Genomic DNA, 12,353 nt, shown 5'->3' on the forward strand with positions numbered 1-12,353 from the left:
TCAAATGCGTGACAGGAGAAGTTTCAAACCGGCAAGGCCGAAGGATAGCGCCAGCACCCCTTCAATCCAGCGGCGGGCGCGGCGGTAGAGCCGCACCATCGGCCCGGTGGAAAACACGATGGCGTAGCCGCAGAAAATCGTCACGCTGAGCACCGCGCAACCGGCCAGAATAATCACCACACCCGTGGTGGAGGCCTGCGACCCCAGACCAAGCGTCATCAGTGCAATCCACGCCAGAATGGATTTTGGGTTCATCAGGTGCATCAGCAGGCCGCGCCGGTAAAGCGCGCCCATGGAGGGCACCACCCGGTCACTGTCCAGAGACACCGGCCGGTCTGGCGCAGCCGCAGCACGCGCCGCCTTGAAGGCCAGAAACAGCAGGTAAAGCCCGCCAAAAATCTGCAGACCAACAATGGCGCCGGGATAGGTCTTTAAAATCGCCGAGACGCCTGATGCTGCCATCAGCCCCCAGAAAATCGAGCCGGTGACCACGCCGGATGCAATGGCCAGACCCGCTTTGCGGCCATCATTCATTGCCACGCCCATAATGCGCATATTGCTGGGGCCGGGGCTGCCGGCGGCAATGATATAGGCGGTAAAAACAATCAGAAGCTGGTTGATATCAACGGGCATGGATGCGTTCCGAAATCAGGGTGCAGGCTTTGTTTGAAGCAGCAATAAACAGATGGCTGGCAGACCAGAAGCGCCAGTTTTCGATAAAAATATCAGTCCAGTTGGCTGCCGGTTTTTAAAAGCCTAAGCGGCCAGCACCCGGCCCAGCAGCCGCACACCGTCCGGAATGTTCTGCACCGGCATGGTGGCATAACCGAACACAAACCCGGCCCGCCGCTCAGAGGCTTCGCTGTAAAGCCGCGACACCGGATAAATACCAATGCCGGCCAGCAAAGCGGCCTCTGCCAGCCTTGCCTCGTCACTGGATTTCAAGCCATTGAACCACACCACCACATGCAACCCGGCTGAGGTGCCGACAATCTCCACCCGCACGCCAAACACCTCGTGCATGACGTCGAGAAAGGCTTGGCGTCTTTCGCCGTTCAGCCGCCGCATCTTGCGCACATGCCGTTCATAGGCACCGCTTTCAATCAGCGCCGCCAGCGCATCCTGTTCAAAGGTCGGCGCTTGTCGATCGACCAGCTGTTTTATGCGGGTAAACGGTTCCGCAAGGCCCGGCGGCAGCACCATGTAACCAAGCCGCAGGGTGGGCGACAGGGTTTTGGACACGGTGCCAATATAGATCACCCGGCCACGGCCAGAAAGATACAGCGGCGCAATCGGCCGCACGTCATAACGGTACTCGCCGTCATAATCATCTTCGAGAATATAGGCGTTGCCGCTTTCCGCCCAGTCGACAAGTTCGCGCCGCCGCCCGGCAGACAACACGCCACCCAGCGGAAACTGGTGGCTGGGTGTCACAAAGGCCAGCCGGTGTTGGCCGGGTTGCGGCAGTTGTGTGGTGTCTATGCCATCGGCATCACAGGCCACCGGCAATGGCTCCGCACCGATGGTTGTGAACACATTGCGCGCCATGGCGTAACAGGGCTCTTCCACCACAACGCGGTCGCCGGGGTTCACCAGCGCCCGCGCGCACAGATCCAGCGCCTGTTGCGAGCCATTGACGACAACAATCTGCCTGTAATCGCAATTTATGCCGCGTGCCCGCCACAGATAGCCCTGCAAGGCCTGCCGCAACGCCTCGCTGCCGGCGGGGTCGCCGTAACCCAGCCGTTCGCGGCGGGTCAAAACGGCCGATGTCAGCGCCTTGCGCCATGCCAGTTTGGGAAAATCGTCAGGCGAAACATCGCCATAACGAAAGTCGTAGCGCAGGCCGGGCCGGGCGGGCAGGTGGCTTTGCGGCAGTGCTATGGTGCGCTCGGCATAGGCGGAAAGCCCTGGTGTCGCGGTGCTGACCTTGTGGGGTACCTCGCCATCATCGCCGGCCATGTTGTCGTTGACCACCGGCCGTGCGCCCTGGCGCACCAGCACATAGCCCTCTGATATCAGCTGCTCGAATGCCGTGGTCACGGTGGTGCGCGAAACACCCAGCTCTTCCGCCAGCGCCCGGCTGGATGGCAGGCTGCTGCCTGGCGCATAAACGCCGCTGGCAATCTGCTGGCGCAGGCCCAGATAAATGCCACGCGCCGTGCCCACCTTGTTGTTACCCTGCACCAACTGGCCCACCTTATATGTGAAAACGGAATTGAAATGAGAGCCAGTTTGGGGGTGGTGTCAAGGGGGCGGGTTTTCGCCCTTACCTCTACCCCTGTGGGAGAGGAAGAAAAATCATCGTCTTAGCTCGCTAAGTGATAGATTTTTCAGGTGAGGGGTAGGTTTTACGTGGCGCTCATAACGCTTAGGTACCGACTTGAACGTGACCCCCTCACTTGCGATTTCTAACACTTATGGCTGCACCTTAAGATGTTGAAATCGCTTTCTCTCCCACAAGGGGAGAGATGGGTGGGCCCGCCCCCTTGAGGCGCATCCTGAGCGTTCCTGATGAGGTAATGTCGTGCCGCTGGCGCCCTTACCTCTACCCTTGTGGGAGAGGACAGAAAATCACGGTCTTAGCTTCAGCTAAGTCGTAGATTTTCTTGGTGAGGGGTTGGTGCTTTCCAAGCCTGCCAAGTCATAAATTTCCAAGCTGAGCCTATGTTGATTTCCGCAACGAAAGATTTCATCCTGCGCCGATACAACTGAGACCGACGCATGGCACATCATCACCAGCCACCGCCCGTAAACCGCCTACGCGCCAGGACGATGCGCAAGGATTCGACGCTAGCGGAAAACATGTTGTGGCAGGTCATTCGTGGCGGCAAACTGGAGGGCTTGAAGTTCCGCCGGCAGGTGCCGATGCACAACTGTATTCTCGATTTCGTCTGCTTCGATGCCAGATTGATTGTCGAGGTGGATGGCTCTCAACACGCGCTAAGCGATGCAGACCGTCAGCGTGATGCGTTTTTCCGTGAGCAAGGTTTTACGACCCTGCGTTTCTGGAATGACGAGATAGAACGCAATCTCGACTTTGTTTGTCTTTCCATTCTGTCACATGCTTCAGGGCTTGTGAAATAGACCCCTCACTTGCGATTTCTAACACTTATGGCTTTGCCTTAAGATGTTGAAATCGCTTTCTCTCCCACAAGGGGAGAGATAAGGCGGGTGCCGTGCCACTGGCGCCCCTACCTCTCCCCTTGTGGGAGAGGAAGAAAAATCATGGTCTTAGCTTGCTAAGTCATAGATTTTTCGGGTGAGGGGTCCCGACCCTGACATCACCCTCAAATCGTCTCGCCCGGCAAGACACTCGCCTGTTTCACCCGCTCGGTAAACCGCGCCTCGTCAAACACGCCCGGCTCATCAATGTGGAGACAGCGCACGCCAGCCTGCTTGGAGGCGTGGTCAGGCACAGGCGTCAACTCTGTACCCTTAAAAAACGCCATAAAAAAAGAATGCGTGAGGGTCACTCACGCATTCTCCACTTCTTCAGTTCAGCCGGATATTACCTGAGAAGCTGTCTGATCGCGGTTAGGTTGTTGTTGGCCATGGAAAGGCTTGTCTTTTGCAACTCTTCCATTGCCAACCGGGCGCGCTCTCTCAGCGCGCTGGTGTCAGCCTGATCAAGGTTGGCAACGTTGAGACCGGCATCCTTTGCAGACTGTGTCAGGGCGTTTGTCTGGCTGGTCAGTTCCTGCGTCAGTGTTTCACCGTTTTGGTTGCGTGCAGCGGTAACGTCCTTCTGCATGCTGCCAAGAGCCGATATCATGTCGAAGAGTTCTTCGTTGGTTGTCGACGCTGAAACGCTGATTTCGCGCGAACCCTGTCCCGCGGCAGAATTCACCGCGTGGTAGGAGGTGCCGCTGGCAGTTTGGTAAGACGTGTTCAGTGCGCCACTGCTGGAGGTGCTGGCCAGACCCTGCAATTCGTTCTTGAGGCTGGAGAGTTCTCCGTTGATTGCATCACGATCAGCCCCTGTGGCGCCGATGGCAGAGCGAACCATCTCGGACATTTTGTTGATGATATCGCCGCTGTTTGCAAGGTTGGCTTCTTCAGTCTGTCCCTTGGTGATGGTGGCGTTGTGGGCGGCATTGGCCGCCTGGGCGGCATTGGCGCGTTCCTTCTGCGCCGCAAGTTCAGCAGCAATATTGTTGTTTGTGCCTAAGCCAAGCGCGCGGGAAGACAGGCTTGAGGCCACGGAAGCGAGTTTGGACTGTGTACGCGAAAGATTGGCCTGGGCGTTCAGGGATGGAATGTTGGCGGTAATGCTAGGCATGTCTGCTCTCTAAAAGTATTGATGAAGTATAGGGTTTAGAAAGTGGCTTCATGCCGGGTAGTCCACGCTCGTCATTCGCGTGCTGTTGAGGGCAATATGCCCACCATCAGTTGAAATGAGTTGTAGTAATTCACTACAATTTTAAGCGAAGACTTTTTTCTTAAGTTTTGAACGCAAAAAATGCGGGAGAACGAGTCTAAATGACACGTCTGTCCTGTTAGACCGTAGCAAAACGATACAAATCGCAACAAAAGGCGCAAAAATAGAGTTGCGCAGCGCGTGGCGTTTAAGAAAATATGCCGCGTTTAAACAAAGCCTGCTTGTTTAAGCCTATCGACAAGAGCTTCATCTGTGTCGTTACACAGTTCCAGCATGCCCGAATAGGCATTGCCATGGGTATGTGAAGCAAAGCCAAGTGCAGCCCAGAAGGCCGGTTCGGTTTTGTAGCCTTCACTGCGCAGTGACATGATCTTTGCTTTGAAAGCCTCGCCGCCCAAAGCAAGCAAGCGCTGTTCAATGGTAAAGTGTCGCCAGCCTGCCTGCTGTTTTACTGGCTGCGGGCTGGCATAGATTTCAAACTCCCAGCCCTCAGCATGAAAAGTGGCAATCAATGGCCGGTCACCGGACACCCACTGCCAACAGCTGAAGCCGGCGTGGTTGCTGTAGAGAGACACTATCGTGTCAAGAAACACGTCCGCGTCAGGCGCGCAGCACAATATATCAATGTCGCTGGTGTCTGTATGTACGCCAAGCGGCGGTGTGCCAGCCACATGCGGATCGTAAGCGCCAAGATCGTCCAGAATGCCCAACCGTTGAATGGCGTGGCTGTAGTGCGGCCGGTTCATGGTGAGTTCCAGTATTGTTGACCTGTTGACGTAAAAACACCGCGCCGGACTGTGCAAGACAGTGTCCGGCGCGGTGTCTTGTCTTCATTCAACCTGTCTTATCAGCAGGCCTGTGCCTGGGGAAGGCGGCGGCTGATCTGCACCAGTGCCAGTGCGGCAAGGGCCGCCACACCACCGGCCACCGGCACATAGGCGTAGTCAACACCGGCATTGATCACCATGCCGCCAATACCCGCACCAATGGCATTGCCAAGGTTGAAGGCACCGATATTGATGGAGGAGGCGAGCCCCGGCGCTTCAGACGCCGCCTGCATCACCCGCATCTGCAACGGTGGCACAATGGCAAAGGCCGCCATGCCCCAGATGACCAGCGTGATGGCCGCACCGATATGGGTGCCCAGCAGCAAGGGCGACAGGAACATCATCAGCGACAGCAGCGCCAGAAACATCGAGGCGGCACCGGTCAGCGACCAGTCGGCTGCACGACCGCCGACATAATTGCCAATGGTGAAACCAACGCCAATCAGCACCAGCGCAATGGTAATGAAACCTTCCGATGCGCCGGTCTGGTTTTGCAGGATTGGCGCGACATAGGTGTAAAGCACAAACATGGCGCTAGCACCGAGCACGGTGGTCAACAGCGGCAACAGCACGTCAGGCCGCATCATCACCTGCAGTTCACGGCGCACATCAGGCCGTTTGCCAGCAGCACTTTTCGGCAGCGCAAGCGCCAGACCACCCATGGTGATAATGCCCAGCAGCGCCGTTGCGCCAAAAGCCTCACGCCAGCCAATCTGCTGGCCGATCCAGGTGGCCACTGGCACACCGCCAATATTGGCAATGGTCAGGCCCATGAACATCGTGGCAACGGCGGTTGCCTGTTTTTCCGGCCGCACAAGACTTGCCGCCACCACGGCACCAAGCCCGAAAAATGCACCATGGTTGAGGCTGGTTACCACGCGGGCAATCAGCAATGTCCAGTAATCTGGCGCAAAGGCCGACAGCACATTGCCAAGGGTGAAAATGCTCATCAGCGCAATCAACGCCGTGCGTTTGCCAAAACGCGAAAACAGCAGCGTCATGAAGGGCGCACCCACCATAACCCCTACGGCATAGGCGCTGACCAGCAACCCGGCCGACGGGATGGACACATCAACACCATCAGCAATAACGGGCAACATGCCCATGGGCGCAAATTCGGTAACGCCAATGCCAAAGGCGCCCACGGCCAAGGCAAGCAACGGCCAGTTAGGTCCGGTCTTTTCCATCATCATTCCTCGATCAAGGTATTTATCGCCGCTTGGGAGAAGGCGAAGCGTTTTTGAAAGCCAAATATGACAGGAAAAATAGGGTGATACACCGCGCTTGACAACGCGGTTTCGCGGCATCACATCTATGAACCATATTCACAAATGGACATGACTATGGATAACCGCGCTGGCGAGATGGATGTGTTTGTGCGAGTGGTGGAAACCGGAAATTTTTCCGAGGCCGCCCGCCAGTTGAACATCACCCCCTCCAATGTCTCAAAACTGATCGGCCGTCTGGAAGAACGGCTGGGCGTGCGGCTGCTGGAACGGTCCACCCGCCGCCTGTCGCTGACGGCAGAGGGCAGGCGTTATTATGAGCGCAGCCAGGGCCTGCTGGCAGAGCTGGATGATATTGAACGTGACGTGTCGCGCGGCGCGGCCGCCAGTGGCGGGGTGGTGCGCGTGACCTCCTCGGTCGGGTTTGCCACCGTGGCGGTAGAGCCGCTGCTGCCGCAGTTCTGGGCGCTGCACCCCAACATCGTTGTCGACCTGTCCTTGTCGGACGAGATTGTCGATCTCTATCTCGACCGTACCGACGTGGCCTTTCGCATCGGCAATCTTGGGGACTCCTCGCTCACCTCTGCCAAGCTTGGCACCGCGCAGCGCCGGGTGGTGGCGTCACCGGCCTATCTGAGAGAGCACGGCGTGCCGCAAAACCTGCAGGACCTGAAAAACCACCGCTGCCTTGGTTTCAATTTTCGCCGCTCGAAACAGATTTCCGCACCGCGCACCAGCCGCCGTATCTGGGATTATTCACCCGGCGCCATTCTGCTCGGCAATAACGGAGAATCCGTGCGGCGCATGACTGTCATGGGCATGGGTATTGCGCAGCTCGGTGAATATCACATCAGGGATGATCTGCGCTCCGGCGCGCTGGTGGAAATTCTGCGCCATGAGGTGGCGGGCGATACGGAAGACCTGCATGCGCTGTTCATGGGCGGCGAACGCCTGCCACACCGCGTGCGGGCCTTTCTGGATTTCATGACCCCACGGCTTCGCGCCTTTCTGGATGATGCGACGCAGACATCGAGATAACAAAACGGCGCCTGAGGAGGCGCCGTTTTTTTGAGTTTAGGCCAACGAAATGGCGTCAGACGGATTTGAGCGTGATGACCGTCAGTTCCGATGGCACACCCAGCCGCACCGCAAAACCGATCCACAGCGCCGTGCCATTGTTGACGTAAAGCTGCATGTCACCCACCTGATAACGACCGGAGACAAAGCCGTTGTTGAACATGGCAACGATGCGGTCAAAACCCCAGATCATGCCGCCATGGGTGTGGCCAGACAGCTGCATGTCAACCCCTTTGGCTGCCGCATCCGGTGCAAAACGCGGCTGGTGGTCCAGCAGAATAACACTGTTGTCAGGCGGGGAGCCGGCCAATGCCTTATCAATATTTGGGCCTTCCTGGCCAAAGTCCGGTGCGCGGCGGTCAGTCACACCAGCCAAAGTAAAGCTGGCGCCATCACGGGTAATCAGCGTGTGCTGGTTTTCCAGCACCTGCATGCCCAGCGCCTTGAACTGCGCCATCCATTCCGGACGACCGAAATAATATTCGTGATTGCCGGGAATAACCCAGACACCGTCAGGCGCGCGCAGATTACCCAGCGGCGGCACATCGTTTTTGCGCGCCTCAATCGTGCCATCGATCAGATCGCCGGTGATCACGATAAGGTCGGCACCAATGGCATTGGTGGCGGTCACGGTCGCTTCGGCCCATTCCCGTTGAAACAGCCGGCTCAAATGCAGGTCGGTCAGCTGCACAAGGCGGTAACCGTCAAACTGCTGCGGCAGGCCCTTGATCTCCAGTGTGACTTCTTTCAGCGAAGGCACGCGCAGCGCCTGTGACACGCCGTAGCTGGAAAGCCCCAGCGACAGTGCAATGATAATGGCGCGTGCCGTCAGTGACACACGCACCTGCCGACGTTTCACCAAAGCGATCAGCACGGAGATGATGTCGCTAAGCAGCTGCAGCATTGCCGCCAGCACGATGAACACGAAGCCGATATTGACTGATATCATCACTGCACGCGGCACCTCGGGCGAAAACATGTTGCCGGTGGTGACACGGGTAATCAGGTGATGCTGCGAAATAACCACCAGCGCCACGGCGACGATGATCTTGACCAACCGTGAGGTCGGCAGCGGCACGATGGTTCTGACAATAACGTAAAGGCAAAGTGCCAGTTTAAACAGATCAAACACTTGGAACAAAAGGACATCATCCTGAAAAAACAACTTCCACGGGGAAGCAGGTTATGGATTCTCAAATTGGCTCGTTAGCCGGATAGGGCGTTTGGGCTTGCTGGTCACATCAAATTTTTATGACTGGCGTGTCGTGCTGCCGATCAGCAGGGGGGCTCGATCACTGTTGTTGCGTATAGGTGACAAAGCAAATGACGTTGCCATCGGGGTCTCTGACATGCAGATCCGTGCCGCCCCATTCCTGCCGGGTCGGCATTTGCGCCACGTCGACGGCTTGAGCCTGAAACTCTTCATACAGGCCATGCACATCGGTTACTTCAATCGTCGCCAGGATCAGGGATGGTTCTGTTGCCGCCAGCTCCGCAAAGTTTGGTGCACCAACATGGCGCAGGTGCAGGCAGGCCTGACCGCGTGAAACCGAACCGTAAAATGGTGGTGTGCCATAGAGAAAATCCACCACAAAACCCAACCTGTCGCGGTAGAAGCGGCTGCTTGCCGAGACATCACGCACAAACAGGATCGGCACAGCGGGTTTGAACAAGTTTTCAGGCATGACAATCTCCCCGTGTCATTCGCTTGCGGCCATCATAAGCTATCCGATAATGAATGCGAGATGACCTTCGCTGGAAACAAGATCGCTTGAAACAGTGAGGTTTTGCTGAGGCGCGGCATCCTTTTCGCGGCCTAGTTTCATCTGTCACCACACAAAGACACCTTCACATTCTTGCACGATTGGTAAAACATCGTGCATTGATGTGCATAATTTCGCATGTTATTTCACGTTTGTGAACGATTCATCGTGTCATCCCGCAGCAATGCGGGTGCAGTTCCTTGCTTTGAAAGGCTGAAGTCTCATCATGCGTATTGCCCATACCGCACTCTGGACCCGTGACCTCGATGCCGCCGCTGCCTTCTGGCAACGCTATTTTGGCGCAGAGGTGGGTGATGCCTATCACAGCAAGCGCCGCGAAGGGTTTGTGTCGCGTTTTCTGAAACTGCCTGACAGTGGCGACCAGATTGAGCTGATGACTGGCCCCTGGCTGCGTGGCCGTCTGGACCATGATCATCTTGGCTGGGACCACATTGCCATTTCGCTTGGCAACCGCACCGCCGTTGATGCACTGGCCCGCCGCTGCGTGGAAGATGGCTGCCTGATGTCCGGTCCGCGTTTGACCGGCGATGGATTTTACGAGGCCGTGATCATCACGCCGGATGGCACGCCGGTGGAAATCACCGAATAAGGGCCGCAACTTTTACCTTCGCCACCTCCGGAAACGTTGCAATTTCCTTGGCGAATGCTGGCGGCAGTCCCGGCTGCCGCCGGCACTTTTTTAAGACTGCAAATCCTGCTTACGGGTGCCGCTTTTCAAATCAGGCCTTGGCATGGCTCGCCTGTCTTGCCATCGCGCTTAATCGCAAAGGGCAGGGCGTAAAGAGCGGGGACGCTCACTGAACAGACAGGGTAAACTCGCATTGCTGTTTGCCGATCCAGGCGGATCGCGTCAGGAAAAACGATACCTTATAGGAATTGTTGATCATGGTGGCTAACGGCACTGTTATCGGAAACTGCCCATATTTGGCGTAGTCGTGCTGGCCGGTGGTCTGTACTTCAACGCCGCAAATACTGTTACTGGCAGCAAATTTCAGCGTCACGGCTCTGGCGGCATCCGACGTGATGAGAAAGGATTTGGCATCACTGCCAGTGACGGTGCTTTTGAAGATTTGGGCTGCGCCGCCGCTAACCACAATTTCCGTTGCAGCCTCTCGCGCGTCGGCAGTCAGAGCATGCAGGGAAAGGGCCGCAAACAGGATGATTCGACGCATGGAGTTCTCCAGAAAATCCACACTGCGCAGATATCACCGCCAATAGCCAGTAAATTCGCGCTTAAGCACCTCTCATCGTCACATGTCAGAGAAAAGCCGCTCCGCCCGCCGCTCTCCAGCCCGGAACCGAGACAGGATCGTGTGGCGTTTGCCCATAAGGTCATCCATTGATCGCCCGTGCTTCTGGCTCCATTGCAGCATCAGATCAGTCAGATAATCCACGTCGTCAAATTTGATCGGGGCGGACATCGCCATAAGGTCGGTATTCATAACATTTCCTGCCTGTTGCTGGTCATCTGTGCCGTGAACCTGTCGAGGCGGCTTATTGTTCCCGGTGTTTTCGGTAAATAAAACGCCCTGGTTAGCTCCCACGCAGTGGTGTGGGCCTCCAAACACACCGAAATTTTCTATTTTCTGGCCGCCAACCAGCGCCGGCTCACCCATAAGGGGGATTTGGCCGCGCCCACCATCTGTTAGCGTTGGCCTCGCATGAAAAGGGGGCTTCCTATGCGTACACTCATCACCACACTTGTTCTGTCAGTGGCATCGCTTGCACTGATGTCCACCACGCCGGCCTTTGCGCAAGCCAAGGCAACACAGGCCAAAACCGCCAAGGCCAACGCCTGGGATGGCACATGGAGCGGCACCAGCAGCGGCGGCGGCAGAAAAACCACCGTGAAGATCTCCAACGGCAAGGTCACATTCTGGACCAATAACGGTTTCCCACGTCCCAAGGTCACCGGTTCCGTATCTGGAAACACCGTCAAGCTCGATGACAACAATGGCTGGAAAGGCACCATGACGATGCAGGGCGAAGGCAAGGCCAAGATCAGCGCCGCCGGCATTGGCAATAACGGCAAACCGGCCCAAAACAGCGCGTTGCTGCGCAAGCACTAACCGCCCGCGACCTTCAACCCATTACCGACACCCGCCACCCCGGCATACAAACCGGGGTGGTGGTCTTGGCAATTTCTCGGTCCAAACCGACCCGCGACCGAGAGCCATTGGCATCGCATCCGGTACGCAGCGTATTTGGTGACACTTTTTTAAGCGTAATTTCCGCAGATGCCTCGTATTGAAGCAATGCGTGGCAGTGTGGTAATTTAGTTACATCTTATATTTCGGATCGGTGTAATATGACCCTCATGAAATTTTGGAGAGGGTTTAGTATCATGAAGAAACTAGCACTGAGCGCAGCATTCATTCTGGCAGCGTCCTCCGCCATGGCTGCAGACGCTGTTTACGAAGTACCTGCAGCACCGGTGGCCGTAGAGACACCTCTATTCAACTGGACCGGCTTCACCGCCGGTGTGCAGGGCGGTTACGCCTGGAACAACAACGACGTCGATTTCGGCGGCGGTTTTTCTGCTGATTTTGACGGCGGTATCCTCGGCGGTTTTGTCGGTTACAACCATCAGCTGGACAATAACTGGGTCATCGGTATCGAAGGTGATCTCGAAAAGAACTGGGGCGATGACTCCTTGGCCATTGGTGGCATCACTGCCTTCAATTACGGCCTTGACTGGCAGGGCTCTGTTCGTGGTCGTGTCGGTTACGCCTTTGACCGTGCGCTGCTCTACGGTACAGCTGGCTGGGCCGTCGGCCGTGGCTTCCTTGACGTACCAGTCGCTGGCGTCGGTCAGAAAGAGACCTTCAATGGCTTCACCGTCGGCGCGGGCATGGATTACGCCTTCACCGACATGGTCTTCGGCCGCATTGAATATCGCTATACCAACTTTGGCGACAAGAACTTCGATTTCACCGGCGTCGGTGGCCCGGTCATCAATTCCGACCTTGACCAGCACGCCATCCGCATCGGCCTTGGTGTCAAGTTCTGATAACGCCACACGGAATAACAAAATGCCCGGGCACGTCCCGGGCTTTTT

General features: G+C 56.7%; 15 protein-coding genes. 5 read left to right on the forward strand and 10 right to left on the reverse strand.

Going from position 1 to position 12,353, the window contains the following annotated elements; genetic code table 11:
• Together ACZ5FM_RS07320 and pdxR are read right to left on the reverse strand one after the other, a co-directional pair.
• Positions 1-633 (reverse strand): LysE family translocator, encoded by a 633-nt coding sequence (locus tag ACZ5FM_RS07320; protein WP_464040182.1) that lies wholly within the window; start codon positions 631-633, stop codon positions 1-3.
• Positions 634-756: 123 nt separating this feature from the next.
• On the reverse strand, positions 757-2,199 hold the full coding sequence (gene pdxR / locus ACZ5FM_RS07325) for a MocR-like pyridoxine biosynthesis transcription factor PdxR (RefSeq protein ID WP_464040183.1): 1,443 nt from the start codon (positions 2,197-2,199) through the stop codon (positions 757-759).
• A 525-nt stretch (positions 2,200-2,724) separates the two neighbouring features.
• On the opposite strand from pdxR, the gene ACZ5FM_RS07330 reads away from it, so the two are divergent.
• Positions 2,725-3,087 (forward strand): endonuclease domain-containing protein, encoded by a 363-nt coding sequence (locus ACZ5FM_RS07330; RefSeq protein ID WP_192491394.1) that lies wholly within the window; start codon positions 2,725-2,727, stop codon positions 3,085-3,087.
• 203 nt (positions 3,088-3,290) lie between these two features.
• Here ACZ5FM_RS07330 and ACZ5FM_RS07335 read toward each other — a convergent pair whose 3' ends face one another.
• The 4 genes from ACZ5FM_RS07335 to ACZ5FM_RS07350 form a co-directional block, all read right to left on the reverse strand.
• Entirely contained in the window at positions 3,291-3,476 is a 186-nt protein-coding gene (locus ACZ5FM_RS07335; protein ID WP_464040184.1) for a hypothetical protein, read from the reverse strand.
• Positions 3,477-3,511: 35 nt separating this feature from the next.
• Positions 3,512-4,282 carry a hypothetical protein gene (locus tag ACZ5FM_RS07340; protein WP_464040185.1) on the reverse strand — a complete coding sequence of 257 codons (771 nt, stop codon included), beginning with the start codon at positions 4,280-4,282 and terminating at the stop codon, positions 3,512-3,514.
• A gap of 305 nt (positions 4,283-4,587) precedes the next feature.
• A complete protein-coding gene (locus ACZ5FM_RS07345; RefSeq protein ID WP_464040186.1) occupies positions 4,588-5,127 on the reverse strand; it encodes a DUF4269 domain-containing protein in 540 nt (179 codons plus the stop codon).
• Between the two features lie 101 nt (positions 5,128-5,228).
• Positions 5,229-6,401: an MFS transporter gene (locus ACZ5FM_RS07350; protein WP_464040187.1), complete on the reverse strand. Its 1,173-nt coding sequence runs from the start codon at positions 6,399-6,401 to the stop codon at positions 5,229-5,231.
• A 150-nt stretch (positions 6,402-6,551) separates the two neighbouring features.
• On the opposite strand from ACZ5FM_RS07350, the gene ACZ5FM_RS07355 reads away from it, so the two are divergent.
• Positions 6,552-7,472, forward strand: a complete 921-nt coding sequence (locus tag ACZ5FM_RS07355) for a LysR family transcriptional regulator (RefSeq protein WP_464040188.1) — start codon at positions 6,552-6,554, stop codon at positions 7,470-7,472.
• A gap of 55 nt (positions 7,473-7,527) precedes the next feature.
• On the opposite strand, the gene ACZ5FM_RS07360 is transcribed toward ACZ5FM_RS07355, so the two are convergent.
• Together ACZ5FM_RS07360 and ACZ5FM_RS07365 are read right to left on the reverse strand one after the other, a co-directional pair.
• On the reverse strand, positions 7,528-8,643 hold the full coding sequence (locus ACZ5FM_RS07360) for a metallophosphoesterase (RefSeq protein ID WP_464040437.1): 1,116 nt from the start codon (positions 8,641-8,643) through the stop codon (positions 7,528-7,530).
• A gap of 160 nt (positions 8,644-8,803) precedes the next feature.
• A complete protein-coding gene (locus tag ACZ5FM_RS07365) occupies positions 8,804-9,196 on the reverse strand; it encodes a glyoxalase superfamily protein (protein ID WP_464040189.1) in 393 nt (130 codons plus the stop codon).
• 304 nt (positions 9,197-9,500) lie between these two features.
• Here ACZ5FM_RS07365 and ACZ5FM_RS07370 point away from each other — a divergent pair, with 304 nt between their 5' ends.
• Positions 9,501-9,884: a VOC family protein gene (locus ACZ5FM_RS07370; RefSeq protein ID WP_259146379.1), complete on the forward strand. Its 384-nt coding sequence runs from the start codon at positions 9,501-9,503 to the stop codon at positions 9,882-9,884.
• A gap of 205 nt (positions 9,885-10,089) precedes the next feature.
• Here the strand turns inward: ACZ5FM_RS07370 and ACZ5FM_RS07375 are convergent, their stop codons facing one another.
• Positions 10,090-10,467 (reverse strand): hypothetical protein, encoded by a 378-nt coding sequence (locus ACZ5FM_RS07375; RefSeq protein ID WP_464040190.1) that lies wholly within the window; start codon positions 10,465-10,467, stop codon positions 10,090-10,092.
• A 78-nt stretch (positions 10,468-10,545) separates the two neighbouring features.
• Positions 10,546-10,737, reverse strand: a complete 192-nt coding sequence (locus tag ACZ5FM_RS07380) for a hypothetical protein (protein WP_464040191.1) — start codon at positions 10,735-10,737, stop codon at positions 10,546-10,548.
• 237 nt (positions 10,738-10,974) lie between these two features.
• Here ACZ5FM_RS07380 and ACZ5FM_RS07385 point away from each other — a divergent pair, with 237 nt between their 5' ends.
• Both ACZ5FM_RS07385 and ACZ5FM_RS07390 read left to right on the forward strand, forming a co-directional pair.
• Positions 10,975-11,364: a hypothetical protein gene (locus ACZ5FM_RS07385; protein WP_464040192.1), complete on the forward strand. Its 390-nt coding sequence runs from the start codon at positions 10,975-10,977 to the stop codon at positions 11,362-11,364.
• A gap of 275 nt (positions 11,365-11,639) precedes the next feature.
• Positions 11,640-12,305, forward strand: a complete 666-nt coding sequence (locus ACZ5FM_RS07390; protein WP_250982448.1) for an outer membrane protein — start codon at positions 11,640-11,642, stop codon at positions 12,303-12,305.
• The last annotated feature ends 48 nt before the right edge of the window (positions 12,306-12,353 follow it).

Source organism: Agrobacterium sp. 5Ca50, assembly GCF_055381905.1.

Excerpts from the sequence above, each read along its gene's own strand:
- ACZ5FM_RS07320 (WP_464040182.1), bottom strand. The coding sequence starts at position 633 with ATGCCCGTTGATATCAACCAGCTTCTGATTGTTTTTACCGCCTATATC.
- ACZ5FM_RS07330 (WP_192491394.1), top strand. The coding sequence starts at position 2,725 with ATGGCACATCATCACCAGCCACCGCCCGTAAACCGCCTACGCGCCAGG.
- ACZ5FM_RS07340 (WP_464040185.1), bottom strand. The coding sequence starts at position 4,282 with ATGCCTAGCATTACCGCCAACATTCCATCCCTGAACGCCCAGGCCAAT.
- ACZ5FM_RS07345 (WP_464040186.1), bottom strand. The coding sequence starts at position 5,127 with ATGAACCGGCCGCACTACAGCCACGCCATTCAACGGTTGGGCATTCTG.
- ACZ5FM_RS07350 (WP_464040187.1), bottom strand. The coding sequence starts at position 6,401 with ATGATGATGGAAAAGACCGGACCTAACTGGCCGTTGCTTGCCTTGGCC.
- ACZ5FM_RS07355 (WP_464040188.1), top strand. The coding sequence starts at position 6,552 with ATGGATAACCGCGCTGGCGAGATGGATGTGTTTGTGCGAGTGGTGGAA.
- ACZ5FM_RS07365 (WP_464040189.1), bottom strand. The coding sequence starts at position 9,196 with ATGCCTGAAAACTTGTTCAAACCCGCTGTGCCGATCCTGTTTGTGCGT.
- ACZ5FM_RS07370 (WP_259146379.1), top strand. The coding sequence starts at position 9,501 with ATGCGTATTGCCCATACCGCACTCTGGACCCGTGACCTCGATGCCGCC.
- ACZ5FM_RS07375 (WP_464040190.1), bottom strand. The coding sequence starts at position 10,467 with ATGCGTCGAATCATCCTGTTTGCGGCCCTTTCCCTGCATGCTCTGACT.
- ACZ5FM_RS07380 (WP_464040191.1), bottom strand. The coding sequence starts at position 10,737 with ATGAATACCGACCTTATGGCGATGTCCGCCCCGATCAAATTTGACGAC.
- ACZ5FM_RS07385 (WP_464040192.1), top strand. The coding sequence starts at position 10,975 with ATGCGTACACTCATCACCACACTTGTTCTGTCAGTGGCATCGCTTGCA.
- ACZ5FM_RS07390 (WP_250982448.1), top strand. The coding sequence starts at position 11,640 with ATGAAGAAACTAGCACTGAGCGCAGCATTCATTCTGGCAGCGTCCTCC.